Consider the following 23,558-nt stretch of genomic DNA (forward strand, 5'->3'; position numbering starts at 1 on the left):
TCTCCGCCCCGCTGCCCCCGCCCCGCGCCCCGCAGCGCCCGGCCGCCGCCCCCGCCGGCGTGCCGACGGCCGCGCCGGTCGAGACCACCGCGCGGCTGCGGCCCGTGCGGGTGCCCGCGTACGGCACGGACGAGACGCCCGTCGAGACGACCACCCGGCTGCGGCCCATACGGGAGCGGCGGCGGGGGAGGGCCCTGGCCGTCGGCGCCTGTGTCGTGCTCGGGATCGGACTCATCGGCGGCGCCCTCGCCGGGGTGTGGCTCGCCGCCTCCGGCGACGGGAAGCCCGCCGAGCCGGCCGGGTACGCCGTCGCCAAGGAGCTCTGGCACAACGCGCCCGTCGACACCCTCTTCCCCCGCACCCTCACCGCCCCCCAGGCCGGCCCCGGCCCCTCCGCCCGCACCTGGACCCGGATCGTCGTCGCCCCCGACGCGCCCTGCGCCCCCGCCTCCGTCGCCCCCAGGCTGCTCGCCGCGCTGCGCCCCCTGGACTGCCGGCGCGTGCTGCGCGCCACGTACACCGACGCCACCGCCAGCAGCGTCCTCACCGTCGGCCTCGTCTTCACCCGGGCCGACGTCACCGCCCAGCGCGCCCTCGACGGCCGCAGGCTCGCCGCCCGCCTCGGCCAGGACGTGCCGCCCGCGCTGCCGGGCCCCGGCACCGTCGCCGCCGGCTTCGGCCCCGCCCAGCGCGCCGGCTGGTGGGTGACCGCCCCCGCCGACCTGCCCGTCGTCGTCACCGCCGTCTCCGGCTTCGCCGACGGCCGGGCCGTCGAGCGCGCGGTCCCCGCCGACCAGGCCATGAGGAAGGGCCGCACGGACGCCGTGGCCCAGTCCGGCCTCGGCCACGAGGCCCTCGGCATCGCCGAGCGGCTGGAGAAGCAGCTCCGCACCACCGCCCAGAACGCGGCGAAGGAAGAGGAACAGCGGTGACCCGGCCCCGTACCCGCGTCCGCGCGGCGGTCACCGCGCCCGCCGCCGTCCTGCTCGCCGCCGCCTGCGCCGTGCTGCCCGCCGCCGCGCCCGCGCACGCCGACGCCATCCGCGACCGCCAGTGGGGCCACGAGACCCTGCGCGTCGACGAGGCGTGGCGCACCACCAAGGGCGAGGGGATCACCGTCGCCGTCCTCGACACCGGCGTGGACGCCGACCACCCCGACCTCTCCGGCTCCGTCCTGCCCGGCAAGGACTTCATCGGCTTCGGCGCCGCCGAGGGCGACGCCACCTGGGCCCGGCACGGCACCGCCATGGCCGGCATCATCGCCGGTCACGGCCACGGCTGGGCCGACGACAGCGGTGTCCTCGGCATCGCCCCCGGCGCCCGGATCCTGCCCGTCCGGGTCATCCTCGAAGGCAAGGACAAGGCCCGCGACAAGGCCCGCAAGACCCGCGGCACCGCCCTCGCCCAGGGCATCCGCTGGGCCGCGGACCACGGCGCCGACGTCATCAACCTCTCCCTCGGCGACGACTCCGAGTCCGCCCACCCGGACCCCGGCGAGGACGCCGCCGTCCAGTACGCCCTCGGCAAGGGCGTCTCCGTCGTCGCCTCCGCCGGCAACGGCGGCGAGAAGGGCGACCACATCTCCTACCCGGCCGCCTATCCCGGCGTCATCGCCGTCACCGCCGTCGACCGGTACGGCACCCGCGCCTCCTTCTCCACCCGCCGCTGGTACGCCACCGTCAGCGCCCCCGGCGTCGACATCGTGATCGCCGACCCCGACCGCAGGTACTACGAGGGGTGGGGCACCAGCGCCGCCGCCGCGTTCGTCTCCGGCGCCGTCGCCCTGGTCCGCTCCGCCCACCCGGACCTGACCCCGGCCCAGGTCAAGAAGCTGCTCGTCGACACCGCCCGCGACCGCCCCGACGGCGGCCGCAGCGACGCCAAGGGGTACGGCACGGTGGACCCGGCCGCCGCCATCGAGGCCGGCGCGGCGCTGAAGGGCGGCGACCCGAAGAACGCCACCGCCGGCCACCGCGGCCAGTACTTCGGCCCCGGGCCGCTCCCGGCCGCCGAGGAGAGCACCGGCCCCGGCCTCCTCGCGCCCCTCGCCGGCGGTCTCGGCGCGCTCCTCCTGCTGGCCGCCGTCCTCCTCCACCGGGCCGGCCGCACCCGCTGACGGCCCGGCGGCCGGAGCCCGGGGACCGGCCGGTTAGGCTCGGGGGGTGGAGCTCAAGAACATCCCGGACCCCGGTTTCTCCGACGACGACGGCACCGCCGACCCGGCGCTCGCCGCGGCCCTCGCGGCCTGGGCGGAGGACCGGACCGCCCACGGGCCCGTCCTCGACGCGCTGCGCGGCGCCCGGCTCCTCGTCCCCGTCGTCGCCATGCTCGGCGAGGTGGAGACCGACCCGGAGACCGGGCTGAAGCGCGAGAAGACCAGCGACATGGCGGTGCCGACGCTGACCGCCGGCGACCGGCGCGGCCTGCCGGCCTTCACCTCGATCGCCTCGCTCGCCCTGTGGGACCCGGCCGCCCGGCCCGTCGCCGTCCCGCTCCGGCAGGCGCTCGCCGCCCTCGTCCACGAGAAGGCCGACACCCTCGTCCTCGACATGGCCGGCCCGGTGCCCTACCAGGTGAGCGGCTCCGCCCTGCTCGCCCTGGCCGAGGGCCGCACCAGCACCGACCCGCTGGACGACCCGGCGGTACGCGACGCGGTCCGCGCCGCGGTCGCCGCCGAGCCCGCCGTCCTCCGCGCCCACCTCGGCCCCGGCACCGCCGACGGCACCCTCGCCCTGGTCCTCGCCGACGACGCGGCCCCCGCCGAGGTCGCCCAGCGGGTGGCCCGGGCCCTGGCCGCCGACGAGACACTGAGGGCCCGCCTGGTGCGGGGCCTCGACCTGGCACTGCTGCCGGCCGCGGCCACCCCTCCGGGCGAGCCCTTCTACGTGAAGAACCAGTCCTAGCCGTACACGGGCCCGTGGCCGCGGTCTTCCGGGGGGGGGCGACGCCCGCACCCCCGCGGCCCTTCGGGCCGGCGCACGGTCCGGCCGGCTTCCTAGCCGTACACGGGCCCGTGGCCGCGGTCTTCCGGGGGGGGCGACCCCCGTACCCCCGCGGCCCTTCGGGCCGGCGCACGGTCCGGCCGGCTCCCTAGCCGTACACCGCGCCCGTGTACTTCTCGCCCGGGCCCTGGCCCGGCTCGTCCGGGACGATCGACGCCTCGCGGAAGGCGAGCTGGAGGGACTTCAGGCCGTCGCGCAGCGGGGCCGCGTGGAAGGACGAGATCTCCGTCGTGCTCGCGTCCAGCAGGCCCGCGAGCGCGTGGATCAGCTTGCGCGCCTCGTCGAGGTCCTTGTGCGCGTCGCCCTCCTCGGTGAGGCCGAGCTTGACCGCGGCGGCGCTCATCAGGTTGACGGCGACGGTCACGATCACCTCGACCGCCGGGACCTCGGCGATGTCGCGGGCCATGGCCTCGAAGTCGGGGTCGTCACCGGCCTGGTCGGGGGCGGTCGTGGACTCGTTCTGGGGGGTCTCGCTCATGCCCCACACGATAAGCGGGCCGACGGTTCGCGCCGACCGCCGGGTCCTGCTAACCTTGTGTAACGACCGGCCGGACACCTGTGTGCCCGGCCCACAAGTGGAGGCTCCGATCTCCCACCTGACCGCCCTCGCGGGCGGCGGGTCACCGGTCAGGTGGCGCCCATCGTTCCGTACGGACGATGGAGCCGCCCGATGTGCGCCCCGCGGTTGACCGCGACGGTGCTCCGGTTTCTTTGGAGCCCCGTTTGTGTCCCGTCCGGGGCATTTTTTGTGCACTCGCTCGGTTGGTCACATCGATTTGGATTGACGTGTCCGTCCGCCAAGGCGGTCGCGTGGTGCTACCGAGGAGGATCCATCAGCGCCGAGCCCCGCATCAACGAGCGGATTCGCGTTCCCGAGGTGCGTCTTGTCGGCCCCAGCGGCGAGCAGGTGGGCATCGTCCCCCTTGCCAAGGCCCTGGAGCTCGCGCAGGAGTACGACCTCGATCTTGTCGAGGTCGCGGCGAACGCCCGTCCGCCCGTGTGCAAGCTCATGGACTACGGGAAGTTCAAGTACGAGTCGGCCATGAAGGCCCGTGAGGCGCGCAAGAACCAGGCGCACACGGTCATCAAGGAGATGAAGCTCCGGCCGAAGATCGACCCGCACGACTACGACACCAAGAAGGGCCACGTCGTCCGCTTCCTGAAGCAGGGCGACAAGGTCAAGATCACGATCATGTTCCGTGGTCGTGAGCAGTCCCGGCCCGAGCTTGGTTACCGCCTCCTGCAGCGCCTCGCCGAGGACGTCCAGGAGCTGGGCTTCATCGAGTCCAACCCGAAGCAGGACGGCCGGAACATGATCATGGTTCTGGGTCCGCACAAGAAGAAGACCGAGGCCATGGCCGAGGCGCGTGAGGCCCAGGCCGCCCGCAAGGCGGAGCGCCAGGGCACCGCCCCCGCGGCCGACGCCGAGGAGGCTTCGGCCGACACGTCGGCCGAGAACGCCGAGGCGTGATCCGACGGGGCTGCCCCAGCGGCAGCCCCCGGGTCCCGCCCGGTACGACCACACGAAGAATTGACGTTCCCGGTTGTCCGGTGCCCGCACCGGGGGAGCGCCACTGACGAGGAGATAACGGCGCCATGCCGAAGAACAAGACGCACTCCGGTGCCAAGAAGCGCTTCAAGGTCACCGGCTCCGGCAAGATCATGCGGGAGCGCGCCGGCAAGCGCCACCTGCTCGAGCACAAGTCGTCCAAGCTGACGCGTCGCCTCACCGGCAACGCCGAGATGGCCCCGGGTGACGCCGCCAAGATCAAGAAGATGCTGGGCATCTGAGCTTGATCTCCCGCCCTCGGTCGTCGAGGGCATCCGGCCAAGACCGGGACCCATCCGTTTTCCGGGTCGTGTGAACACACCACGGCCCCGCTACAAGGAGTAAGAAGTGGCACGCGTCAAGCGGGCAGTCAACGCCCACAAGAAGCGCCGGGCGATCCTCGAGCAGGCCTCCGGCTACCGCGGTCAGCGTTCGCGCCTGTACCGCAAGGCCAAGGAGCAGGTCACCCACTCGCTGGTCTACAACTACAACGACCGGAAGAAGCGCAAGGGCGACTTCCGTCAGCTGTGGATCCAGCGCATCAACGCCGCTGCCCGCCAGAACGGCATGACGTACAACCGCCTCATCCAGGGTCTGAAGGCCGCCAACATCGAGGTGGACCGCAAGATCCTCGCCGAGCTGGCCGTCAACGACATCAACGCGTTCGCCGCGCTGGTCGAGGTCGCGCAGAAGGCCCTCCCGGCCGACGTCAACGCCCCGAAGGCCGCCGCCTGATCTTCCAGGCCGCAGTGCTTCCGACCGGACCCGCAGGCCCCGCGCCTGCGGGTCCGGCGCGTTGACCGCCCCTTTCCGCCGCACCCGACGAGACCCCGACGAGACAGAGAGCCCCAGGCACATGTCCACCCCCGAGCTGATCTCCCCGCGTTCCCCGCGCGTCGTCGCCGCCCGACGGCTCGCCAAGCGCAACTTCCGGGGCAAGGACCGCCTCTTCCTCGCCGAGGGACCCCAGGCCGTCCGCGAGGCCGTCGCGCACCGGGGCCCGGACGGCGCCCCCACCCTCGTCGAGCTCTTCACCACCGTCGAGGCCGCCGAGCGGTACGCGTCCATCGTCGACGCCGCCCGCGCCTCCGGCGCCCGCGTCCACCACGCCTCCGGCGCCGTCCTCGCCGAGGTCTCCCAGACCGTCACCCCGCAGGGCCTCGTCGGCGTCTGCCGCTTCCTCGACTCGCCGTTCGAGGAGATCCTCGCCGCGCGGCCCAAGCTCGTCGCCGTCCTCGCGCACGTCCGCGACCCCGGGAACGCCGGCACCGTGCTCCGCTGCGCCGACGCCGCCGGCGCCGACGCGGTGATCCTCACCGACGCCTCCGTCGACCTGTACAACCCGAAGTCGGTCCGCGCCTCCGTCGGCTCCCTCTTCCACCTCCCCGTCGCCGTCGGCGTCCCCGTCGAGCAGGCCGTCGCCGGGCTCCAGGGCGCGGGCGTCCGGATCCTCGCCGCCGACGGCGCCGGCCAGGACGACCTCGACGACGAGCTCGACGCCGGCACCATGGGCGGCCCCACCGCCTGGATCTTCGGCAACGAGGCGTGGGGGCTCCCCGAGGAGACCCGGGCCCTCGCCGACGCCGTCGTCCGCGTCCCCATCCACGGCAAGGCGGAGAGCCTCAATCTGGCCACCGCCGCCGCGGTCTGCCTGTACGCCTCCGCCCGCGCCCAGCGCCCCCGCCGCACCGTCTGACCACCCCGGCCGCCGTACTTCACCGCTGTGATTCGGCCACCCGGTGTGCTCTTCCGGCTCCCGTTGGTCACCCTCGCCCAGTAGAGTGACGCACTCGGGGCCCACTGCAGCACACGGAGGGGTGGGAGCAGGGGATGACGGCCGGCACGGAGAGTCCCGCGCGGACCGCGCAGCGACGAGCCGACGGGGCGCGCGCGCCCGAGCCGTGGCCCGGGATCGACCCGGACGACCTGCCCGACGGGCTCGTCGTCGCCGACGAGCGGGGCCGCGTGGTCTGCTTCAACGCCGCCGCCAGCCGCATCACCGCAGTCCCCGCCCCCGAGGCGCTCGGCCTCCCGCTCGACCAGGCGCTGCCCCTGGAGGACCTCAAGGGGCACCGCTGGTGGCCCCTCACCGACCCGTACGGCGGCCTCGCCACCCGGCGCGGCCAGCCCGAGCGGAACCTGCTGCTGCCCGGCGGCCGCGAGGTCCTCGTCTCCGCCCGGTACGTCCGCGAGCACCCCACCGGCCCCGTCCGCCGGGTCGTCGTCTCGCTGCGCGGCACCGAGGCCCGCCGCCGCTCCGAGCGCAGCCACGCCGAGCTCATCGCCACCGTCGCCCACGAGCTGCGCTCCCCGCTCACCTCCGTGAAGGGCTTCACCGCCACCCTGCTCAGCAAGTGGGAGCGGTTCACCGACGAGCAGAAGCGGCTGATGCTGGAGACCGTCGACGCCGACGCCGGCCGCATCAAACGGCTCATCGCCGAACTCCTCGACATCTCCCGGATCGACTCCGGCCGGCTGGAGGTCCGCCGCCAGCCCGTCGACATCGCCGCCGCCATCGGCCGGCACGTCCAGGTGCACACCACCGGCGGCCAGGCCCCCGACCGCTTCTTCGTCCGGACCCGGCCCGGACTGCCCGTGCTCTGGGCCGATCCCGACAAGATCGACCAGATCCTCGGCAACCTCCTGGAAAACGCGGTGCGCCACGGCGCCGGAACCGTCACCATCGAGGTGGCGCCCCGCACCGCGGGCACCGACGGCACCGGCGAGGAGGGGACGGAGGTCACCGTGAGCGACGAGGGCCCGGGCATCCCCGAGGAGTCCATGAACCGCGTCTTCACCCGCTTCTGGCGCGGCAGCAAGCGCGGCGGCACCGGACTCGGCCTCTACATCGTCAAGGGCCTCGTCGAGGCCCACGGCGGCTCCATCACCGTCGGACGCGGCCCGCGCGGCGGCGCCGAGTTCCGATTTATCCTGCCCGTCGGCGCCCCGGCTCATCTCGTCTGACGTCTCACCCACCGAGACCTGACGGGATCCACAGCCACCGGGGCCCCCACGGGCTCATCAGCGTGTCCCCACCCCGTTAGACTCGACCTTTGGCACGTTTGCGCCCTTGTCGTCTGTCGTCGAACCGGGGTCGCCCCAGCCAAGCCCAACGGAAGCACGGGAAGAGATGTCGGCACCCAATAAGTCGTACGACCCGGTCGAGGTCGAAGCCTTGAAACCGGAAGAGATCGAGCGCATGCGGGACGAGGCGGTCGCCGCCTTCGCCGCCGCCGGCGACCTCGACGCGCTCGCGCACGCCAAGACGGCGCACACCGGCGGCACCTCGCCGCTCGCCCTCGCCAACCGCGAGATCGGCGCGCTGCCCCCGCAGGCCAAGGCCGCGGCCGGCAAGCTCGTCGGCCAGGCCCGCGGCGTCGTCTCCAAGGCGCTCGCCGCCCGCCAGGCCGAGCTGGAGGCCGAGCGCGACGCGCGCGTCCTCGTCGAGGAGGCCGTCGACGTCACCCTGCCGTACGACCGGATCCCGGCCGGCGCCCGCCACCCCCTGACCACCCTGATGGAGCGCGTCGCCGACGTCTTCGTCTCGATGGGCTACGAGGTCGCCGAGGGCCCCGAGGTCGAGGCCGAGTGGTTCAACTTCGACGCCCTGAACTTCGTGCCGGACCACCCGGCCCGGCAGATGCAGGACACGTTCTTCGTGCAGGGCCCGGAGGGCACCACGGGCGACGAGTCCGGTGTCGTGCTCCGCACCCACACCTCGCCGGTCCAGGCCCGCACCCTCATCGACCGGGAGCCCCCGGTCTACGTGGTGTGCCCCGGCCGCGTCTACCGCACCGACGAGCTCGACGCCACGCACACCCCGGTCTTCCACCAGATCGAGCTGCTCGCCGTCGACGAGGGCCTCACCATGGCCGACCTCAAGGGCACCCTCGACCACATGGTCCAGGCGCTCTTCGGCGCGGACATGAAGACCCGGCTCCGTCCGAACTTCTTCCCGTTCACCGAGCCGTCCGCCGAGATGGACATGCTCTGCTACGTCTGCCGCGGCGAGTCCGTCGGCAACCCGGACCGACCCTGCCGCACCTGCGGCAGCGAGGGCTGGATCGAGCTCGGCGGCTGCGGCATGGTCAACCCGAAGGTGCTCGTCGCCTGCGGCGTGGACCCGGAGAAGTACAGCGGCTTCGCCTTCGGCTTCGGCATCGAGCGGATGCTGATGTTCCGGCACAACGTGGAAGACATGCGAGACATGGTCGAGGGTGACGTCCGGTTCACCCGGCCGTTCGGGATGGAGATCTGATGCGGGTCCCGCTTTCTTGGCTGCGGGAGTACGTCGACCTGCCGGCGACGGAGACCGGCCGCGACGTCCAGGCCAAGCTCATCACCGCCGGCCTCGAGGTCGAGACCGTCGAGCAGCTCGGCGCCGGCCTCACCGGCCCGCTGGTGGTCGGCAAGGTCCTCACCATCGAGGAGCTGACGGAGTTCAAGAAGCCCATCCGCTTCTGCACCGTCGACGTCGGCCAGGCCAACGGCACCGGCGAGCCCCAGGAGATCATCTGCGGCGCCCGGAACTTCGCCGTCGGCGACAAGGTCGTCGTGGCCCTGCCCGGCGCCGTCCTCCCCGGCGACTTCCGGATCGCCGAGCGCAAGACGTACGGCAGGGTCTCGCGCGGCATGATCTGCTCCAGCGAGGAGCTGGGCATGGGCGAGGACCCGAACCACGGGATCATCGTCCTGCCGCCGGAGCACGAGGTCGGCCTCGACGCCACCGCCCTCCTGGAGCTGTACGACGAGGTCCTCGACATCGCCGTCACCCCGGACCGCGGCTACTGCCTGTCGATGCGCGGCGTCGCCCGCGAGGCCGCCATCGCGTACGGGCTGCCGCTGCGCGACCCGGCGCTCCTCGACGTGCCCGCGCCGAACTCGTACGGCTACCCGGTCCAGGTCACCGACCCGATCGGCTGCGACCGCTTCACGGCCCGCACGGTCGTCGGCCTCGACCCCGAGGCCCGGTCGCCGATCTGGCTGCAGCGCCGCCTCCAGAAGGCCGGCATGCGCACGGTCTCGCTCGCCGTCGACATCACCAACTACGTGATGCTGGAGCTCGGCCAGCCGCTGCACGCCTACGACCGCACCCGACTCGACGGCCCCATCGGGGTCCGCCGCGCCGAGGCCGGCGAGAAGATCACCACCCTCGACGGCACCGCGCGCGTCCTCGACGCCGCGGACCTCGTCATCACCGACAACCGCGGCCCCATCGGCATCGCGGGCGTCATGGGCGGCGCCCACACGGAGATCGCCGACCCGGTGACCGACCCCGAGACCGGTGCCGTCACCGGCTCCACCGAGGTCGTCATCGAGGCCGCGCACTTCGACGCCATCTCGATCGCCCGCACGGCCCGCCGCCACAAGCTGTCCTCCGAGGCGTCCAAGCGCTTCGAGCGCGGCGTGGACCCGCAGGCCGCCGCCGCTGCCGCCCAGCGCACGGTGGACCTGCTGGTGCTGCTCGCCGGCGGCACCGCCGAGGCCGGCGTCACCGAGATCGCCGCCCCGTCGGCGCCCCGCACCATCACCATGCCGGCGAACCACCCCGACAAGGTCGCGGGTGTGGCGTACGGCCGCGAGACCGTCGTCCGCCGCCTCCAGGAGGTCGGCTGCGACGTCTACGGTCAGGACGAGCTCGTCGTCACCGTGCCCTCGTGGCGCCCCGACCTGAACGAGCCGAACGACCTCGCCGAGGAGGTCATCCGGCTGGAGGGCTACGAGAACCTGCCCTCCACGCTGCCGAAGCCCCCGGCCGGCCGCGGCCTCACCGAGCGCCAGCGCGTCCACCGCCGGGTCGGCCGCGCCCTCGCCGGCGCCGGCTACGTCGAGGCCCTGAACTACCCCTTCATGGGGCAGCAGGCCCTCGACCAGCTCGGCCTCGACGCGGACGACGCCCGCCGCAAGGTCGTCACCCTCGTCAACCCGCTCTCCGACGAGGAGCCCGCGCTCCGCACCACGCTGCTCCCCGGCCTGCTCGCCGCGCTGCGCCGGAACGACAGCCGCGGCAGCCACGACCTGGCCCTCTTCGAGACCGGTCTGGTCTTCCGCCCGGAGGGCGAGCCGAAGGTCGCCGTCCGTCTCCCGGTGGACCGCCGTCCCACCGACGAGGAGATCGCCGGCGTCAACGCCGCGCTGCCCGCGCAGCCGCGCCGCGCCGCCGTCGTCCTCGCCGGCGCCCGCGAGCAGTCCGGCTGGTGGGGCAAGGGCCGCCCGGCCGACTGGGCCGACGCGATCGAGGCCGCCCGCACCGTCGCCGCCGAGGCCGGCGCGGAGCTGCTGATCGAGGCCGACCAGCACGCCCCGTGGCACCCGGGCCGCTGCGCCGCGTTCCACGTGGTCGTCGACGGGGTCAAGACCCTCGCCGGCCACGGCGGCGAGCTCCACCCGCGCGTCGTCAAGGCGCTGGGCCTGCCGGCCCGCTCCTGCGCGATGGAGCTGGACCTGGACGTCCTGGAGAAGGCGAGCGCCGGCCCGGTGAAGGCCCCGCGCATCTCCGCCTTCCCGGTCGCCACCCAGGACGTCGCCCTGGTCGTCGACCAGGCCGTCGCCTCCTCCGAGGTCGAGCGGCACCTGACCGAGGGCGCGGGTGAACTCCTGGAGTCCATCCGGCTGTTCGACGTCTACACCGGCGACCAGGTCGGCGAGGGCAAGAAGTCCCTGGCGTACGCGCTGAAGTTCCGCGCCGAGGACCGCACCCTCACCGTCGAGGAGGCCACCGCCGCCCGCGACGCCGCGGTCGCCCGGGCCGCCGAGCACACGGGCGCCGTCCTGCGCGGCGCCTGACGCCACCGCAGCACCCACGGAGGGCCGCCCCGGGACCAGCTCCCGGGGCGGCCCTCCGCCGTGTTCCGGCCCCGCCCCGCCCGTACGGGCCCTCGACCGGCGGCCGCCTGTGCGGGTGGCGCGCCCCTGGCGTGGGGCGGCGCGCGGAGGGTGCTCACTCCTTCGGGTGAGATCGCCGGGGGGTGTTCCCCCGTGGTCCGTACGGTCGGCAGAATCGACGCGGCCACAGGGGCGGACCTGTGTGCCGCGGGGCCTTCGGGCGCTGTCGGGGCTCGGGAAGGGCCGTACATGATCCGTACCAGCCGTGACGACCGCCGCCGTACCAGGACCCTCAGCGCCGTCGTCGGCTCCCGGCTCCGCAGGTCGGCGCCGATCGCGCTCCCCGTCGGCTGGGGCGCGGTGGCGGTGGCGTGGAAGTTCGGCTGTCCGCTGGCCCGGCAGCCCGGGCTGCCGATGCGGATCGCGACCAGCATCGTCTTCCTGACCGTCGGCACGGGGCTCGTCCTCGGGGTGCGGTGGCAGTTGCGGCGCGAGCTGGCCCGGGTGCGGGCCGTCGCCGAGGCGACCCAGCAGGTGCTGCTGCGCCCGCCGCCCGCCCGGCTCGACGGACTCGCCCTCGCCGCCGGGCAGTTGTCGGCCACCCGCGGCGCCTCGGTGGGCGGTGACCTGTACGAGGCGGTGGCGACGCCGTACGGGGTGCGGATCGTCGTCGGGGACGTGCGGGGTCACGGTCTGGCCGCCCTCGGCGCGGTCGTCGCCGTGCTGGGGAGCTTCCGGGAGGCCGCCCACGACGAGGCCGAACTCGGGGGAGTGCTGCGGCGGTTGGAGCGGGCGCTCCAGCGCCATCTGCGGGAGCGGGCCCGGGACGAGCACCCGGCGGCCGGCGGGGGAGAGCCCGAGCATCCGGTGGCCGAGGAGTTCGTGACGCTGCTGCTCCTGGAGGTCCGGCCGGACGGGCGGCTCGCCGTCCTCGACTGCGGCCACCCCGCCCCGTACCGGCTCGGCGCCCGGGTGGAGCGGCTGTCGGTGGGCGAACCGCTGCCGCCGCTCGGCGTCCTGCCGCTGCCGGCCGCGCTCGTCCCGTACACCGCCGCCCGGCTGCTGCCCGGCGAGACGCTGGTGCTGCACACCGACGGGGCGGAGGAGGCGCGGGACGACCGCGGCCGGTTCTTCGGCCTCGAAGCGGCGCTCGCCCGGAGCGCGGGACGGCCGCCCGGGACCGTCGTCCGGCAGACCCACGAGGCGCTGCTGCGGCACACCGGCGGCCGCCTCGACGACGACGTGGCCTTGCTCGTCGTCCGCAACGACCGCGTCCGCGTGCCGGCGCAGCCCGCCGAACCCGGGCTGCGCCGTCCCCGGCCCGCTCCCTCCACCCACTGCTGAGCGAAGGGTCCGGGGATACGGGCGCCGCCCGCCCCGCCACGGAGTGTCGGGCAGATCAGCGGGGCGGGCGGCGCGGACCGGGCGGCCGCACTGTACGAGGGGGAGCCGGCGGCCCGGTCGTTCTCGCCTGGCTGGCGAGAAGCCCAGTCAAGCGGTACCGCTCCGCCGGCGGGAGCGCGCACGGACCGGAAGAACGGGTACTTCATTCACACCCCGTGCGAAATCGCACCGGGCGAATTCAGCCACCGCTACGCTGAGTTCACCGAGCGACCGGAGTGGCCATGCAGCCCAACACCCTGCTCGACGCCCTCCTGGACGAGGCGGGCGTCTCCAACGCCGGGCTCGCCGACCGTGTGAACCGGGCCGGACGGGCCAGGGGCCTTGCCCTGCGTTACGAACACACCGCCGTGGCGCGGTGGTTGAAGGGCCAGCGGCCGCGCGGCCAGGTGCCCGACCTGATCTGCGAGGTGCTCGCGGCCCGGCTGGGCCGGCCGGTCACCCTCGACGACATCGGGCTCGGCGTGCCCGGCGGCGGGCCGCCCGCGCCCGGTACCCCGCTCTCCGGCTTCGTCGACCGGGCCACCGCCCTGTGGCGCTCGGACGAGCAGCAGCGCCCGTATCTGGTCTCCGCCCCGGCGGTGACCGGCACCCCGGCGGTGATGCCGGTGTGGGAGTGGGAGAACCCGCCGGAGGACGCCGACGTCTCCCGTACCGGGCTGACCCGGGTGGAGCCCGCCGACATCGCCCTGCTCAGCGCCGCCCGCGCGCACTACGAGCAGATGTACCGGAAGGCCGGCGGCATCGCGACCCGCGCCCGGATCGTCGGCTTCCTGACCACCGAGGCCGCGCCCCGGCTGCGCGGCTCCTACAGCGACGCCCTGGGGCGCTCCCTGCACCGGGCCACCGGGGGACTGGTGGCGGTGGCCGGGATCTGCGCGTACGACGCCGACGCGCACGGTCTCGCGCAGCGCTACTTCCAGCAGGCGCTGCGGCTCGCGAAGGCCAGCGGGGACCGGGCGTTCGGGGCGTACGTGATCGCGCTGATGGTCAACCAGTCGCTGCTCCTGGGGGAGTTCCGGCAGGCGGTGGCCTTCGCGGAGGCGGCGCTGCGGGCGGCCGACGGGACCATCACCCCGGCGCTGGCCGCCGATCTGACGGCGATGCAGGCGAAGGCGTACGCCCGGCTCGGCGACGGGCGGGCGGCGCTGGACTGCATCCGGCGGGCCGAGGCGGCGGCGGAGCGGATCGCGCCGGCGGCGGAGCCGGCCGAGACGGGGTACGTCCAGCCGGGACTCGTCAACGTGCAGGTCGCGGAGGCGCTCCTCAGTCTGGGTGATCTCGCGGGGGCGTACGAGCAGGCGGCCACGGCGGCGGGGGCGCCCTCGCACGACCGGGGCCGGGTGCACCGGCTCGCGCTGCTCTGCCAGGTCGAACTGCGGCAGGGCGAGGCGGACTCGGCGGCGCGGACGGCGGTCGAGATGACCGAACGGGCGCGCGGGATGGAGTCCCGGCGGCTGCGGGACCGGCTGCGACAGGCCCGGGAGCACCTGCTCGCCAGCGACGCGGGGGACGCGCGGGAGGCGGCGGAGTTGATCGACGGGGCGTTGCGCGTTCCCCTCTGACCGTCGAACTGATGCGATATTGCCACCGAACACGCGCCTACCAGTCGGAAGGTGGCAAGAACGTGCAGTGGACGAAACTGAGTGAACGCTCCGTCTATGAAAACCGTTGGTTCCGAGTGAACCTCGCGGACGTCGAACTCCCGGACGGCCGCCACCTCGACCACTATCTGATCCGACTCCGCCCCGTCGCCGTCGCGACCGTCGTCAACGACGCCGACGAGGTCCTCATGCTCTGGCGCCACCGTTTCATCACCGACAGCTGGGGCTGGGAGCTGGCCGCCGGCGTCGTCGAGGACGGCGAGACCCCCGAGGCCGCCGCCGCCCGCGAGATGGAGGAGGAGACCGGCTGGCGGCCGGGGCCGCTGCGCCACCTCCTCACCGTCGAGCCCTCCAACGGGCTCAGCGACGCCCGGCACCACCTCTACTGGACGGACCAGGCCACCTGGACCGGCCCGCCGGCCGACGGCTTCGAGTCCTCGCGGCGGGCCTGGGTGCCGCTGAAGGAGGTCCCGGGGCTGATCGCCCGGGGCGAGATCCCGGCCGCGAACATGGCGGCGGGGCTGCTCATGCTCCGCCATCTGCGGCACGGCTGACGTCCGGCCGGCGACGGGGAAAGGTGAACGGCCCGTACCTGTGCGGGGGTACGGGCCGTTCCGGTCGCGGAGAGCGACATCCGTGGGACGCCGGAGGCGTCAGGGTGGGGTCAGGCGTAGACGTAGAAGCCGGAGCCCGTCTTGCGGCCCAGCCGGCCCGCGTCCACCATCCGCTGGAGCAGCGGGGGAGCGGCGTACAGCGGCTCCTTGAACTCGGAGTACATCGAGTCGGCGATCGAGGCGATCGTGTCGAGGCCGATGAGGTCCGAGAGCTTCAGGGGGCCCATGGGGTGGGCGCAGCCGAACTCCATGCCGTTGTCGATGTCCTCGCGGCTCGCGATGCCGGACTCGAACATCCGGATCGCCGAGAGCAGGTAGGGCACGAGCAGGGCGTTCACGACGAAGCCGGAGCGGTCCTGGGCGCGGATCGCGTGCTTGCCGAGCACCTTCTCGGCGAACGCCTGCGCCCGGCTGATCGTGCCCTCGGAGGTGGTGAGGGCGGGGATCAGCTCGACCAGCTTCTGCACGGGGGCCGGGTTGAAGAAGTGGATCCCGATGACGTGGTCGGGGCGGGAGGTCGCCACGGCCAGCTTCACCAGCGGGATGGAGGAGGTGTTCGAGGCCAGGATGGCGTCGGGCCGGGTCAGCACCTGGTCGAGGACCTGGAAGATCTCGGTCTTGACCTGCTCGTTCTCGACGACCGCCTCAATGACGAGGTCGCGGTCGGCGAACTCGCCCAGGTCGGTGGTGAAGCTCAGGTTGGCCAGCGCCGCGTCCCGCTCCTCCTCGCTGATCTTGCCGCGTTCGGCGGCCTTGGTCAGCGAGTTCAGCAGCCGGGTGCGGCCGATCTCCAGGGCCTCACCGGTGGTCTCGGCCACCTTCACCTCGAGGCCGCTCCGGGCACACACCTCTGCGATGCCCGCGCCCATCTGGCCGCAGCCCACCACTCCGACGCGCTCAATGTCGGCCATGGAGTCCGTCACCTCGTGCCTTTCGCTCTGCTCTGGCGGCGGGCCCCCGTGTGATTCCGGTGCGCACGCCTCGACCCCATGACGTTACTCCGATTCGCGCGATGATCGATCGGCCGGGGAAGGGCATGCTGTCCCTGGGGGTGTGACGTATCCGACAGCTGAGGGGTACAAGTGCGGCCTATCGGGAGAAGAGGGTTTGTGACGACCGCAACGGGAGCGGCATTCGCCGTCGCGGGTCCGGGTGCCTCCGGCGCCTCCGCCCGGCGCCCCTCGATACGGGAACGGGAGCGGGGCCAAGAGCCCTCGCGGGCCGCTCGTTCCGGCGGTTTCCGGGGCATGTGGGTGGCGACGGTCGCCAACCGGGACTGGCCGTCCCGCGCCGGTCTCACCGCCGCCGAGCAGCGGGCCGAGCTCCTCGCCCACCTGGACAAGGCGGTGGAGCGGCGGCTCAACGCGGTCGTCCTCCAGGTGCGGCCCACCGCCGACGCGCTGTGGCCTTCGCCTCACGAGCCCTGGGCGCAGTGCCTCACCGGCACCCAGGGCCGCGACCCCGGCTGGGACCCGCTGGGCACGGCCGTCACGGAGGCGCACGCGCGCGGTCTGGAGCTGCACGCCTGGTTCAACCCGTACCGGGTGGCGAACCACACGGACCCGGCCCGGCTCGCCGCCTCCCACCCGGCCCGGCTGCACCCGGAGTGGACCGTGGCGTACGGCGGCAAGCTGTACTACAACCCCGGCCTGCCCGAGGTGCGCCGCTTCGTCCAGGACGCCGTGCTCGACGCGGTGCGCCGCTACGCGGTGGACGCCGTCCACTGGGACGACTACTTCTACCCGTACCCGGTGGAGGGGGAGAGCTTCGCGGACGACGAGGCGTACGCCCGGCACGGCGCGGACTTCCCCGACCGCGCGGACTGGCGGCGGCGCAACACCGACCTGCTGGTCTCGGAGACGTCCGCCCGGATCAAGGAGGTCAGGCCGGGGACGGCCTTCGGGATCAGCCCCTTCGGGGTGTGGCGGAACATCGCCGACGACCCCGCGGGCTCGGACACCCGGGCCGGCGTGGCCACCTACGACGACCTGTACGCGGACACCCGCAAGTGGATCCGGGAGGGCTGGATCGACCACGTGGTGCCGCAGCTGTACTGGCACATCGGCCACCCCTCCACCGACTACACCACGCTGCTCGACTGGTGGCACGCGACGGTACGGGGGACGGGCGTCGGGCTCTACGTCGGCGAGGCGCTGTACAAGGCGGGCGACCCCGGCCAGCCCGAAGCGTGGCAGGACCCGAAGGAGCTGTCACGGCACCTCGCGCTGGCCGCGGAACGGCCGGGCGTCGGCGGGCACTGCTTCTTCGCGGCGAAGGAGGTCACGGAGGACCGCAACGGCGCTCTCGCCACCGCCGTGGCCGACCACTACCCGAGCCGGGTCCGGCCGCCCCGGACCGCCTAGCGCTGCTGTCCGGGGTGGCGGACGACGGTGTCGGGGCCCGGCGACATCAGGGCCTCGTGACCGTCGTCGTCGAACTTCACCTTGTACGGGGGAGCGCCGTTCTCCCCCCTCACCTCGAGGACCTGGGCCGTACGGTCGTGCTGGCCCACGGTCCGGCCGTGCACCAGCAGTTTGTCGCCCACACTCGCCTGCATCACGGACCTCCTCGCGCGCGAAACGACCTCTGCCCTGCCATTGTGACGCAGGTCACGTCCGGGCGCCGCCTCCGGGCTCAGCTCTTCGCGCGCTGGGTCGCCGCGATGCAGACCAGTACGCCGGCCGCCGCGACCGGGGCGGCCAGCGGCAGCGACTCGCCGAGCAGGAAGACCGACCAGAACAGCGTCATCAGCGGCTGGGCGAGCTGGAGCTGGCTGGCGCGCGGGATGCCGATGGCGGCCATGCCCCGGTACCAGACGTACAGGCCGAAGAAGGTGGAGCCGGCGGCCACCCAGACCAGGCCGATCACGCCGTGGGCGGTGAGGTGCACCGGTTCGAGGGCGAGCGCCACCGCCGAGGCGGGGGCCATCAGGGGCAGGCAGAGCACCAGCGCCCAGCCGATCACCTGCCAGCCCGGCATCAGCCGGGCGAGCCGGCCGCCCTCCGTGTAGCCGGCGGCGCAGACCAGCAGCGCGCCGAAGAGGTAGAGGTCGCCCGCGGAGAGCGCGCCGCCGCTCTGCTGGACGGTGAAGGCGATCACGACGGCGGCGCCGGAGACGGCCGCGAGCCAGAAGGTGCGGGACGGGCGGCGGCCGGTCCGCACGGCGGCGAAGGCGGCCGTGGTGAGCGGCAGCAGGCCCACCACGACGGCGGCGTGGGAGGTCGTCGAGGTCTGCAGGGCGAGCGTGGTCAGCAGCGGGAAGCCCACCACCACGCCGCCCGCGACCACCGCGAGCCCGGCCCGGTGGCGGCGCTCCGGCAGCGCCACCCGGCCGGCGAGCAGGAAGGCTCCGGCGATCAGCGCGGCGAGGGTGGAGCGGACGGCCACCAGCGACCACGGGCCGAAGCTCTCCAGGCCCCACACCGTCGACGGGAAGGTCAGCGAGAAGGAGACCACGCCGAGCAGGGCGAGCAGGGTGCCCTGGAGCGGGGCGGCCCCGGCGGCCGTCACCGTCGCCGTCGCGGGAGCGCTTCCGGCCGTCGCGTCGACCGCTATCGTCATCGGGGTAGTAGCGCTATTCTGTGCTCTCATGCATGAGCGTAGCAGCGTGGCCGAACTGGCGAAATCCCTGAGGGCGGAGCTCGACCGCTACTCTCCAGGTGGAAAGCTGCCGTCGAGTCGGGCTCTGGTCGAGCGCTACCGGGTCTCCCCGGTGACCGTCACCCGCGCCCTCGCCCAGCTCGCCGCCGAAGGGCTCGTCGTCACCCGCCCCGGCGCCGGCGCCTTCCGGGCCGAGACCCGCGCCCCCGCCACCGCCGGCGACACCTCCTGGCAGGAGGTGACCCTCAGCGCCGACGCCGCCTCCGAACTCGTCCCGCGCGCCGTCGACGCCTCCGGCGTCCTCGTCACCCTCGCCGCGCCCCCGCCCGGCGTCATCGAGTTCAACGGCGGCTACCTCCACCCGTCCCTCCAGCCCGAGGGCGCCCTCTCCGCCGCCCTCGCCCGGGCCGGCCGCCGCCCCGGCGCCTGGGGCCGGCCGCCCACCGACGGCCTCACCGAGCTCCGCGAGTGGTTCGCCCGCGAGATCGGCGGCGGCGTCACCGGCGCCGAGATCCTCATCACCGCCGGCGGCCAGTCCGCCCTCACCACCGCCCTGCGCGCGCTCACCGCGCCCGGCACGCCCGTCCTCGTCGAGTCGCCCACCTACCCCGGCATGCTCGCCGTCGCCCGCGCCTCCGGCCTGCGCCCGGTGCCCGTCCCCACCGACGCCGACGGCATCCGCCCCGACCACCTCGAAGCCGCCTTCCGCGCCACCGGCGCCCGGGTCCTGGTCTGCCAGCCGCTCTTCCAGAACCCCACCGGCGCCCTCCTCCCGCCGGACCGGCGCCGCGAGGTCGTCCGCATCGCCCGCGCCGCCGGCGCCTTCGTCGTCGAGGACGACTTCGCCCGCCGGCTCGTCCACGAGGACGCCGGACCCGTCCCGCCGCCGCTCGCCGCCGACGACCCCGACGGCGTCGTCGTCCACGTCTGCTCCCTCACCAAGATCACCTCGGCGAGCCTCCGCGTCGGCGCCCTCGCCGCCCGCGGCCCCGTCCTCGAACGGCTCCGCGCCATCCAGGTCGTCGACAGCTTCTTCGTCCCCCGCCCGCTCCAGGAGGCCGCCCTCGAACTCGTCGGCTCCCCGGCCTGGCCCCGCCACCTGCGGACCGTCTCCCAGGAGCTGAAGGCCCGCCGCGACGCCCTCACCGCCGCCGTCGCCGTCCGCCTCCCCGAACTCGCCCTGCCCCACGTGCCCTCCGGCGGCTACCACCTCTGGCTCCGCCTCCCCGACACCCTCCCCGAGTCCACCCTCCTCGCCGCCGCCCTCCGCGCCGGCGTCACCGCCGCCCCCGGCCGGCCCTACTTCTGCGCCGAACCCCCGGCCGGCCACATCCGGCTGAGTTTCGCGGGTGTCGCCGGGCCCACGGAGATCGCCGAGGGCGTCCGCAGGCTCAGGACGGCCATGGACGAACTCCTTCCGTGACCCCCGGCGGCCCGGGCCGGCGCGCGCGAACCCCGCGCCGGCCCGGAAAACCCGCCTGACACGTGCCCGGGGCTTTGGCATCCTCCGGCCATGAACGACACCACCGCCGCCCCCCTCCACGGGACGTACGAGATCTCGGCCGACCCCGCCCGGCTGGACGCCGCCCGCGTCCACCACTGGCTCTCCACCGACGCCTACTGGGCCCTCGGCCGCACCCGGGAGAAGCAGGACAGCGCCATCGCGGGCTCGCTCAACTTCGGCGCCTACCACCGCGACACCGGCGAGATCGCCGCCTACGCGCGCGTGGTCACCGATCACGCCACCTTCGCCTGGCTCTGCGACGTCTACGTCGACCGCCCGGCCCGCGGCACCGGCCTCGGCACCGCCCTCGTCACCGCCGTCCGCGACCACCTGCAGCCGTACGGGCTCCGCCGGATCATGCTCGCCACCGCCGACGCCCACGGCGTCTACGAGAAGGTCGGATTCACGCCACTGCGGAATCCGGACAAGTGGATGGCTCTCGGACAGGACTGAACCGGGGCCTCCCGGTCCCCCCGCCGCGCCCCTTGACCCGCGGCCCCACCGGCCTCACGATCGCGGCCATGGGTCTTCGGGTCACGCTGGTCGCGGCGGCGCGCAGCTCCTCCCTGCTCGCCGAACGCTTCGACGACGACCGGCCGCTCGACCAGGCCGGATGGTACGAGGTACAGCACGCCGCGCCCGCGCTCCTCCCGCTCGGCGCCGCCGAACTCCGCTACTGCTCACCGACGCTCCGCAGCCGCGCCACCGGCACCGCCCTCGGCTACGCCCCGCTCGCCCAGCCCGCCCTCCGCGACTGCGACATGGGCCGCTGGCGCGGCCTCACCCTCGCCGAGGTCGCCGCCCTCGAACCGGCCGCCGTCGACGCCTGGCTCGCCGACGCCCGCTCCGCCCCGCACGGCGGCGAACCCCTCCTCGCCTTCATCTCCCGCATCGGCGGCTGGCTCGACACCCGCCCCGACGGCGACCCCGCCGGCGGCGACGTCACCGTCGTCGCCGTCGCCGAGCCCTCCGTCGTCCGCGCCGCCCTCGTCTACGCCCTCCGGGCCGCCCCCGCCACCTACTGGAGCGTCGACGTCCGCCCCCTCTCCACCGTCACCCTCATCGGCCGCCCCGGCGCCTGGCACCTCCACCTGGACGCCCCCGCCCTCCGCTGAACCGCCGCACCCGAGGCGGGCGGCCCGGCCGGGACGGACCGGCTAGCCTGGGGGCACGATGAACCGTTTGACCACGTCATGGGGCGACGTCACGCTCACCCGCCACCCCGAGGACCCGCGCGATCCGCTGCGCGCCTGGGACGCGGCCGACGAGTACCTGCTGAACCACCTGGCCGAGACCGGTACCGGCCTCTCCGGCACCGTCGCCGTCCTCGGCGACCGCTGGGGCGCCCTCGTCACCGCGCTCCACGCCGCCGGGGCCGGGGAACTCGTCCAGATCTCCGACTCGTACCTCGGCCGCGAGGCCACCCGCGCCAACCTCGCCCGGGCCGGCGCCGCCCCGGACGCCGTCCGGCTCCTCACCACCCAGGACCCGCCGCCCGAACGGATCGACGTCCTCCTCGTCCGCGTCCCCAAGAGCCTCGCGCTCCTGGAGGACCAGCTGCACCGGCTCGCCCCCGCCGTCCACGCGGAGACGGTGATCGTCGGAACCGGCATGGTCAAGGAGATCCACACCTCCACCCTGACCCTCTTCGAGCGGATCCTCGGCCCCACCCGCACCTCGCTCGCGGTGAAGAAGGCCCGGCTGATCCACACCACCCCCGACCCGGCCGCCGCGCCCGGGCCGAACCCCTGGCCGTACCGGTACGCCCTCCCGGCCGACACCCCCGCGCCGGGGCTCGCCGGCCGCACGGTCGTCAACCAGGCGGGCGTCTTCTGCGCCGACCGCCTCGACATCGGCACCCGCTTCCTCCTCGGCCACCTGCCGCACGGCCTCGGCCACGCGCGCGTGGCGGACCTCGGCTGCGGCAACGGCGTCGTCGGTCTCGCGGTGGCCCTCGCCGAGCCCGACGCCGAACTGCTCTTCACCGACGAGTCGTACCAGGCCGTCGCCTCCGCCGAGGAGAACTTCCGCACCCACGCGGGCGAGGGCCGCAAGGCGGAGTTCGCCGTCGGCGACGGCCTCGCGGACGTCCCCGCCGGCTCCCTCGACCTCGTCCTCAACAACCCGCCCTTCCACAGCCACCAGGCCACCACCGACCGCACCGCCCGCCGGATGTTCGCCGACGCCCGGCGCGCGCTCCGGCCCGGCGGCGAACTGTGGGTCGTGGGCAACCGCCACCTCGGCTACCACGTCACCCTCCGCCGCATCTTCGGCAACAGCGAACTGGTCGCGAGCGACCCGAAGTTCGTGGTCCTGCGCGCGGTCAGTCGCTGACCGGACCGGCGGCGCCCCTCACGTGTCCGGGAAGACCAGGTCCAGGGTGCGGAGGCGGTCCGCGTCCGTCGTGATGTCGAGGCTGACGATCCGGTCGCGGCGGAAACCGAACGCCACCGCCGCGACCGGGCCTCCGGCCGCGAACGCCACCACCCCGACCGCGCCGTCGACCAGCGCGGGCCGGACCGCGTCACCCGGCCGGGCCGACAGGGCCGCCGAGGCCGCCAGGGCCACCGCCCCGGCCCCGTGCACCGGCCCCCGCTCCGCGTAGGCGACGGCCTCCGGGTCGAGCAGCCCGGCCAGCGCGACGGCGTCACGCGCGCGTGCCGCGGCCAGGAAGGCGTCCACCAGCGCCCGCCGCCGCCCCGGAGCACCCCCGTCCCCCGCCGGGCCGCCGCCCCGCAGCCGCTCCCGGGCCCGCCGCGCCCGCCGGGCGGCGTCGGCGGCGGACCCGCCCATGACCCGGGCGGTCTCCCCGGAGGCCAGCCCGAAGACGTCGTGCAGGAGATACGCGAGCCGCTGACGGGCGCCGAGCCGGTCCAGTACGGCGAGGAAGCCCATCAGCACGGTCTCGTCCAGGCCGTCCGGAACCGGTTCCGGGCCCGACCGGTGGTTCCCCGCCGCCCCGCGCACGTGCCCGCCCGTGTGCGCCTGCCCGCCCGCGTCGAGGCACGCGCGGGCGACGAGGGCCGTCAGGCAGAGCCGTGCCACCGCCGGGGCGTCCGCCCCGAGGCCGGCCCGGACCCGGCCGAGGACGGCCTCCGCCTCCCGTTCCGCCCCCGCGCCCAGGAGCCGCAGGGCCACGCCCCGCAGCCGCTCCTCGTCGGCGTCGAACCACGCGCCCAGCGCGGTCACCACAGCGTCGTCGTGCATGGGGCACTCACTTCCCGTCAGGTTCCGTCACCGGATTGACGGTCCGGCGGCGGCCGTTGTGACGCGGGGCTCGACGAGACGCCGGAGCCGGTCGTGCGCCTGGGTCACCCCCCCGGAGGACTTCCGGGCCGCGGGGCCCTGCCCGCCGTTCCCGGCTCCGCGAGGAGGAGACAGACGGCCGCCCGACGCGGTGGCCCACCACGTCCGCGGCGGCCGCCGGCTCGCCCGCCACCCGGCAGGGCCGGGGCGGAA

The 23,558-nt window shown here is 74.6% G+C and carries 23 protein-coding genes; 18 read left to right on the forward strand and 5 right to left on the reverse strand.

Annotation, left to right across the window (positions count from 1 at the left end):
- The 3 genes from IF73_RS0124865 to IF73_RS0124875 form a co-directional block, all read left to right on the forward strand.
- The coding region (locus IF73_RS0124865; protein ID WP_078868242.1) for a hypothetical protein at positions 1-932 on the forward strand (932 nt) is incomplete at its 5' end.
- A complete protein-coding gene (gene mycP / locus IF73_RS0124870; RefSeq protein WP_031011814.1) occupies positions 929-2,116 on the forward strand; it encodes a type VII secretion-associated serine protease mycosin in 1,188 nt (395 codons plus the stop codon). The genes IF73_RS0124865 and mycP, both read left to right, overlap by 4 nt.
- Positions 2,117-2,162: 46 nt before the next feature.
- Positions 2,163-2,903, forward strand: a complete 741-nt coding sequence (locus IF73_RS0124875) for an SseB family protein (protein WP_031011816.1) — start codon at positions 2,163-2,165, stop codon at positions 2,901-2,903.
- 187 nt (positions 2,904-3,090) lie between these two features.
- Here IF73_RS0124875 and IF73_RS0124880 read toward each other — a convergent pair whose 3' ends face one another.
- Positions 3,091-3,480: a DUF1844 domain-containing protein gene (locus tag IF73_RS0124880; RefSeq protein WP_031011818.1), complete on the reverse strand. Its 390-nt coding sequence runs from the start codon at positions 3,478-3,480 to the stop codon at positions 3,091-3,093.
- A 303-nt stretch (positions 3,481-3,783) separates the two neighbouring features.
- On the opposite strand from IF73_RS0124880, the gene infC reads away from it, so the two are divergent.
- The 10 genes from infC (at position 3,784) to IF73_RS0124930 (ending at position 14,935) form a co-directional block, all read left to right on the forward strand.
- A complete protein-coding gene (gene infC / locus IF73_RS0124885; RefSeq protein ID WP_078868243.1) occupies positions 3,784-4,473 on the forward strand; it encodes a translation initiation factor IF-3 in 690 nt (229 codons plus the stop codon).
- Between the two features lie 125 nt (positions 4,474-4,598).
- Positions 4,599-4,793, forward strand: a complete 195-nt coding sequence (gene rpmI, locus IF73_RS0124890) for a 50S ribosomal protein L35 (protein WP_030204697.1) — start codon at positions 4,599-4,601, stop codon at positions 4,791-4,793.
- Positions 4,794-4,899: 106 nt separating this feature from the next.
- A complete protein-coding gene (rplT, locus tag IF73_RS0124895; RefSeq protein WP_030493496.1) occupies positions 4,900-5,286 on the forward strand; it encodes a 50S ribosomal protein L20 in 387 nt (128 codons plus the stop codon).
- Positions 5,287-5,407: 121 nt separating this feature from the next.
- On the forward strand, positions 5,408-6,247 hold the full coding sequence (locus tag IF73_RS0124900) for a TrmH family RNA methyltransferase (protein ID WP_031011821.1): 840 nt from the start codon (positions 5,408-5,410) through the stop codon (positions 6,245-6,247).
- A 134-nt stretch (positions 6,248-6,381) separates the two neighbouring features.
- Complete coding sequence (locus IF73_RS0124905; protein ID WP_031011823.1) at positions 6,382-7,515, forward strand: sensor histidine kinase; 1,134 nt, start codon at positions 6,382-6,384, stop codon at positions 7,513-7,515.
- 166 nt (positions 7,516-7,681) lie between these two features.
- A complete protein-coding gene (gene pheS, locus IF73_RS0124910; protein ID WP_031011826.1) occupies positions 7,682-8,809 on the forward strand; it encodes a phenylalanine--tRNA ligase subunit alpha in 1,128 nt (375 codons plus the stop codon).
- Positions 8,809-11,337, forward strand: coding sequence for a phenylalanine--tRNA ligase subunit beta (gene pheT, locus IF73_RS0124915; protein WP_031011828.1), 2,529 nt, complete (start codon positions 8,809-8,811; stop codon positions 11,335-11,337). The genes pheS and pheT overlap by 1 nt, the downstream gene beginning before the upstream one ends.
- Before the next feature lie 288 nt (positions 11,338-11,625).
- Positions 11,626-12,720 carry a PP2C family protein-serine/threonine phosphatase gene (locus tag IF73_RS0124920; protein ID WP_078868244.1) on the forward strand — a complete coding sequence of 365 codons (1,095 nt, stop codon included), beginning with the start codon at positions 11,626-11,628 and terminating at the stop codon, positions 12,718-12,720.
- A 281-nt stretch (positions 12,721-13,001) separates the two neighbouring features.
- Complete coding sequence (locus IF73_RS0124925; protein WP_031011831.1) at positions 13,002-14,342, forward strand: hypothetical protein; 1,341 nt, start codon at positions 13,002-13,004, stop codon at positions 14,340-14,342.
- Between the two features lie 62 nt (positions 14,343-14,404).
- Complete coding sequence (locus tag IF73_RS0124930; RefSeq protein ID WP_031011832.1) at positions 14,405-14,935, forward strand: NUDIX hydrolase; 531 nt, start codon at positions 14,405-14,407, stop codon at positions 14,933-14,935.
- Between the two features lie 110 nt (positions 14,936-15,045).
- On the opposite strand, the gene IF73_RS0124935 is transcribed toward IF73_RS0124930, so the two are convergent.
- Positions 15,046-15,906, reverse strand: a complete 861-nt coding sequence (locus tag IF73_RS0124935) for a 3-hydroxybutyryl-CoA dehydrogenase (protein ID WP_031011833.1) — start codon at positions 15,904-15,906, stop codon at positions 15,046-15,048.
- Positions 15,907-16,077: 171 nt separating this feature from the next.
- Here IF73_RS0124935 and IF73_RS0124940 point away from each other — a divergent pair, with 171 nt between their 5' ends.
- Positions 16,078-17,358, forward strand: coding sequence for a family 10 glycosylhydrolase (locus IF73_RS0124940; RefSeq protein WP_037880398.1), 1,281 nt, complete (start codon positions 16,078-16,080; stop codon positions 17,356-17,358).
- On the opposite strand, the gene IF73_RS0124945 is transcribed toward IF73_RS0124940, so the two are convergent.
- Positions 17,355-17,552, reverse strand: coding sequence for a DUF1918 domain-containing protein (locus IF73_RS0124945; RefSeq protein WP_031011836.1), 198 nt, complete (start codon positions 17,550-17,552; stop codon positions 17,355-17,357). The genes IF73_RS0124940 and IF73_RS0124945 overlap by 4 nt on opposite strands.
- 77 nt (positions 17,553-17,629) lie before the next feature.
- Complete coding sequence (locus IF73_RS0124950; protein ID WP_031011838.1) at positions 17,630-18,586, reverse strand: DMT family transporter; 957 nt, start codon at positions 18,584-18,586, stop codon at positions 17,630-17,632.
- Between IF73_RS0124950 and IF73_RS0124955 the strand changes: the two genes are divergently transcribed.
- The 4 genes from IF73_RS0124955 (at position 18,585) to IF73_RS0124970 (ending at position 22,433) form a co-directional block, all read left to right on the forward strand.
- On the forward strand, positions 18,585-20,018 hold the full coding sequence (locus IF73_RS0124955) for a PLP-dependent aminotransferase family protein (RefSeq protein WP_031011840.1): 1,434 nt from the start codon (positions 18,585-18,587) through the stop codon (positions 20,016-20,018). The genes IF73_RS0124950 and IF73_RS0124955 overlap by 2 nt on opposite strands.
- Positions 20,019-20,108: 90 nt before the next feature.
- Positions 20,109-20,552 carry a GNAT family N-acetyltransferase gene (locus IF73_RS0124960; protein ID WP_031011842.1) on the forward strand — a complete coding sequence of 148 codons (444 nt, stop codon included), beginning with the start codon at positions 20,109-20,111 and terminating at the stop codon, positions 20,550-20,552.
- A 68-nt stretch (positions 20,553-20,620) separates the two neighbouring features.
- On the forward strand, positions 20,621-21,214 hold the full coding sequence (locus tag IF73_RS0124965; protein ID WP_031011843.1) for a histidine phosphatase family protein: 594 nt from the start codon (positions 20,621-20,623) through the stop codon (positions 21,212-21,214).
- Between the two features lie 67 nt (positions 21,215-21,281).
- A complete protein-coding gene (locus tag IF73_RS0124970) occupies positions 21,282-22,433 on the forward strand; it encodes a methyltransferase (protein WP_037880401.1) in 1,152 nt (383 codons plus the stop codon).
- Positions 22,434-22,451: 18 nt separating this feature from the next.
- Here the strand turns inward: IF73_RS0124970 and IF73_RS42620 are convergent, their stop codons facing one another.
- Complete coding sequence (locus IF73_RS42620; protein WP_031011847.1) at positions 22,452-23,306, reverse strand: sigma factor-like helix-turn-helix DNA-binding protein; 855 nt, start codon at positions 23,304-23,306, stop codon at positions 22,452-22,454.
- Positions 23,307-23,558: the final 252 nt, after the last annotated feature.

The sequence above is a fragment of the Streptomyces sp. NRRL F-5727 genome (genome assembly GCF_000719555.1).
Taxonomy (GTDB): domain Bacteria; phylum Actinomycetota; class Actinomycetes; order Streptomycetales; family Streptomycetaceae; genus Streptomyces.

Excerpts from the sequence above, each read along its gene's own strand:
- IF73_RS0124880 (WP_031011818.1), bottom strand. The coding sequence starts at position 3,480 with ATGAGCGAGACCCCCCAGAACGAGTCCACGACCGCCCCCGACCAGGCC.
- rpmI (WP_030204697.1), top strand. The coding sequence starts at position 4,599 with ATGCCGAAGAACAAGACGCACTCCGGTGCCAAGAAGCGCTTCAAGGTC.
- IF73_RS0124900 (WP_031011821.1), top strand. The coding sequence starts at position 5,408 with ATGTCCACCCCCGAGCTGATCTCCCCGCGTTCCCCGCGCGTCGTCGCC.
- IF73_RS0124905 (WP_031011823.1), top strand. The coding sequence starts at position 6,382 with ATGACGGCCGGCACGGAGAGTCCCGCGCGGACCGCGCAGCGACGAGCC.
- pheS (WP_031011826.1), top strand. The coding sequence starts at position 7,682 with ATGTCGGCACCCAATAAGTCGTACGACCCGGTCGAGGTCGAAGCCTTG.
- pheT (WP_031011828.1), top strand. The coding sequence starts at position 8,809 with ATGCGGGTCCCGCTTTCTTGGCTGCGGGAGTACGTCGACCTGCCGGCG.
- IF73_RS0124920 (WP_078868244.1), top strand. The coding sequence starts at position 11,626 with ATGATCCGTACCAGCCGTGACGACCGCCGCCGTACCAGGACCCTCAGC.
- IF73_RS0124925 (WP_031011831.1), top strand. The coding sequence starts at position 13,002 with ATGCAGCCCAACACCCTGCTCGACGCCCTCCTGGACGAGGCGGGCGTC.
- IF73_RS0124935 (WP_031011833.1), bottom strand. The coding sequence starts at position 15,906 with ATGGCCGACATTGAGCGCGTCGGAGTGGTGGGCTGCGGCCAGATGGGC.
- IF73_RS0124945 (WP_031011836.1), bottom strand. The coding sequence starts at position 17,552 with ATGCAGGCGAGTGTGGGCGACAAACTGCTGGTGCACGGCCGGACCGTG.
- IF73_RS0124955 (WP_031011840.1), top strand. The coding sequence starts at position 18,585 with ATGCATGAGCGTAGCAGCGTGGCCGAACTGGCGAAATCCCTGAGGGCG.
- IF73_RS0124950 (WP_031011838.1), bottom strand. The coding sequence starts at position 18,586 with ATGAGAGCACAGAATAGCGCTACTACCCCGATGACGATAGCGGTCGAC.
- IF73_RS0124960 (WP_031011842.1), top strand. The coding sequence starts at position 20,109 with ATGAACGACACCACCGCCGCCCCCCTCCACGGGACGTACGAGATCTCG.
- IF73_RS0124965 (WP_031011843.1), top strand. The coding sequence starts at position 20,621 with ATGGGTCTTCGGGTCACGCTGGTCGCGGCGGCGCGCAGCTCCTCCCTG.
- IF73_RS42620 (WP_031011847.1), bottom strand. The coding sequence starts at position 23,306 with ATGCACGACGACGCTGTGGTGACCGCGCTGGGCGCGTGGTTCGACGCC.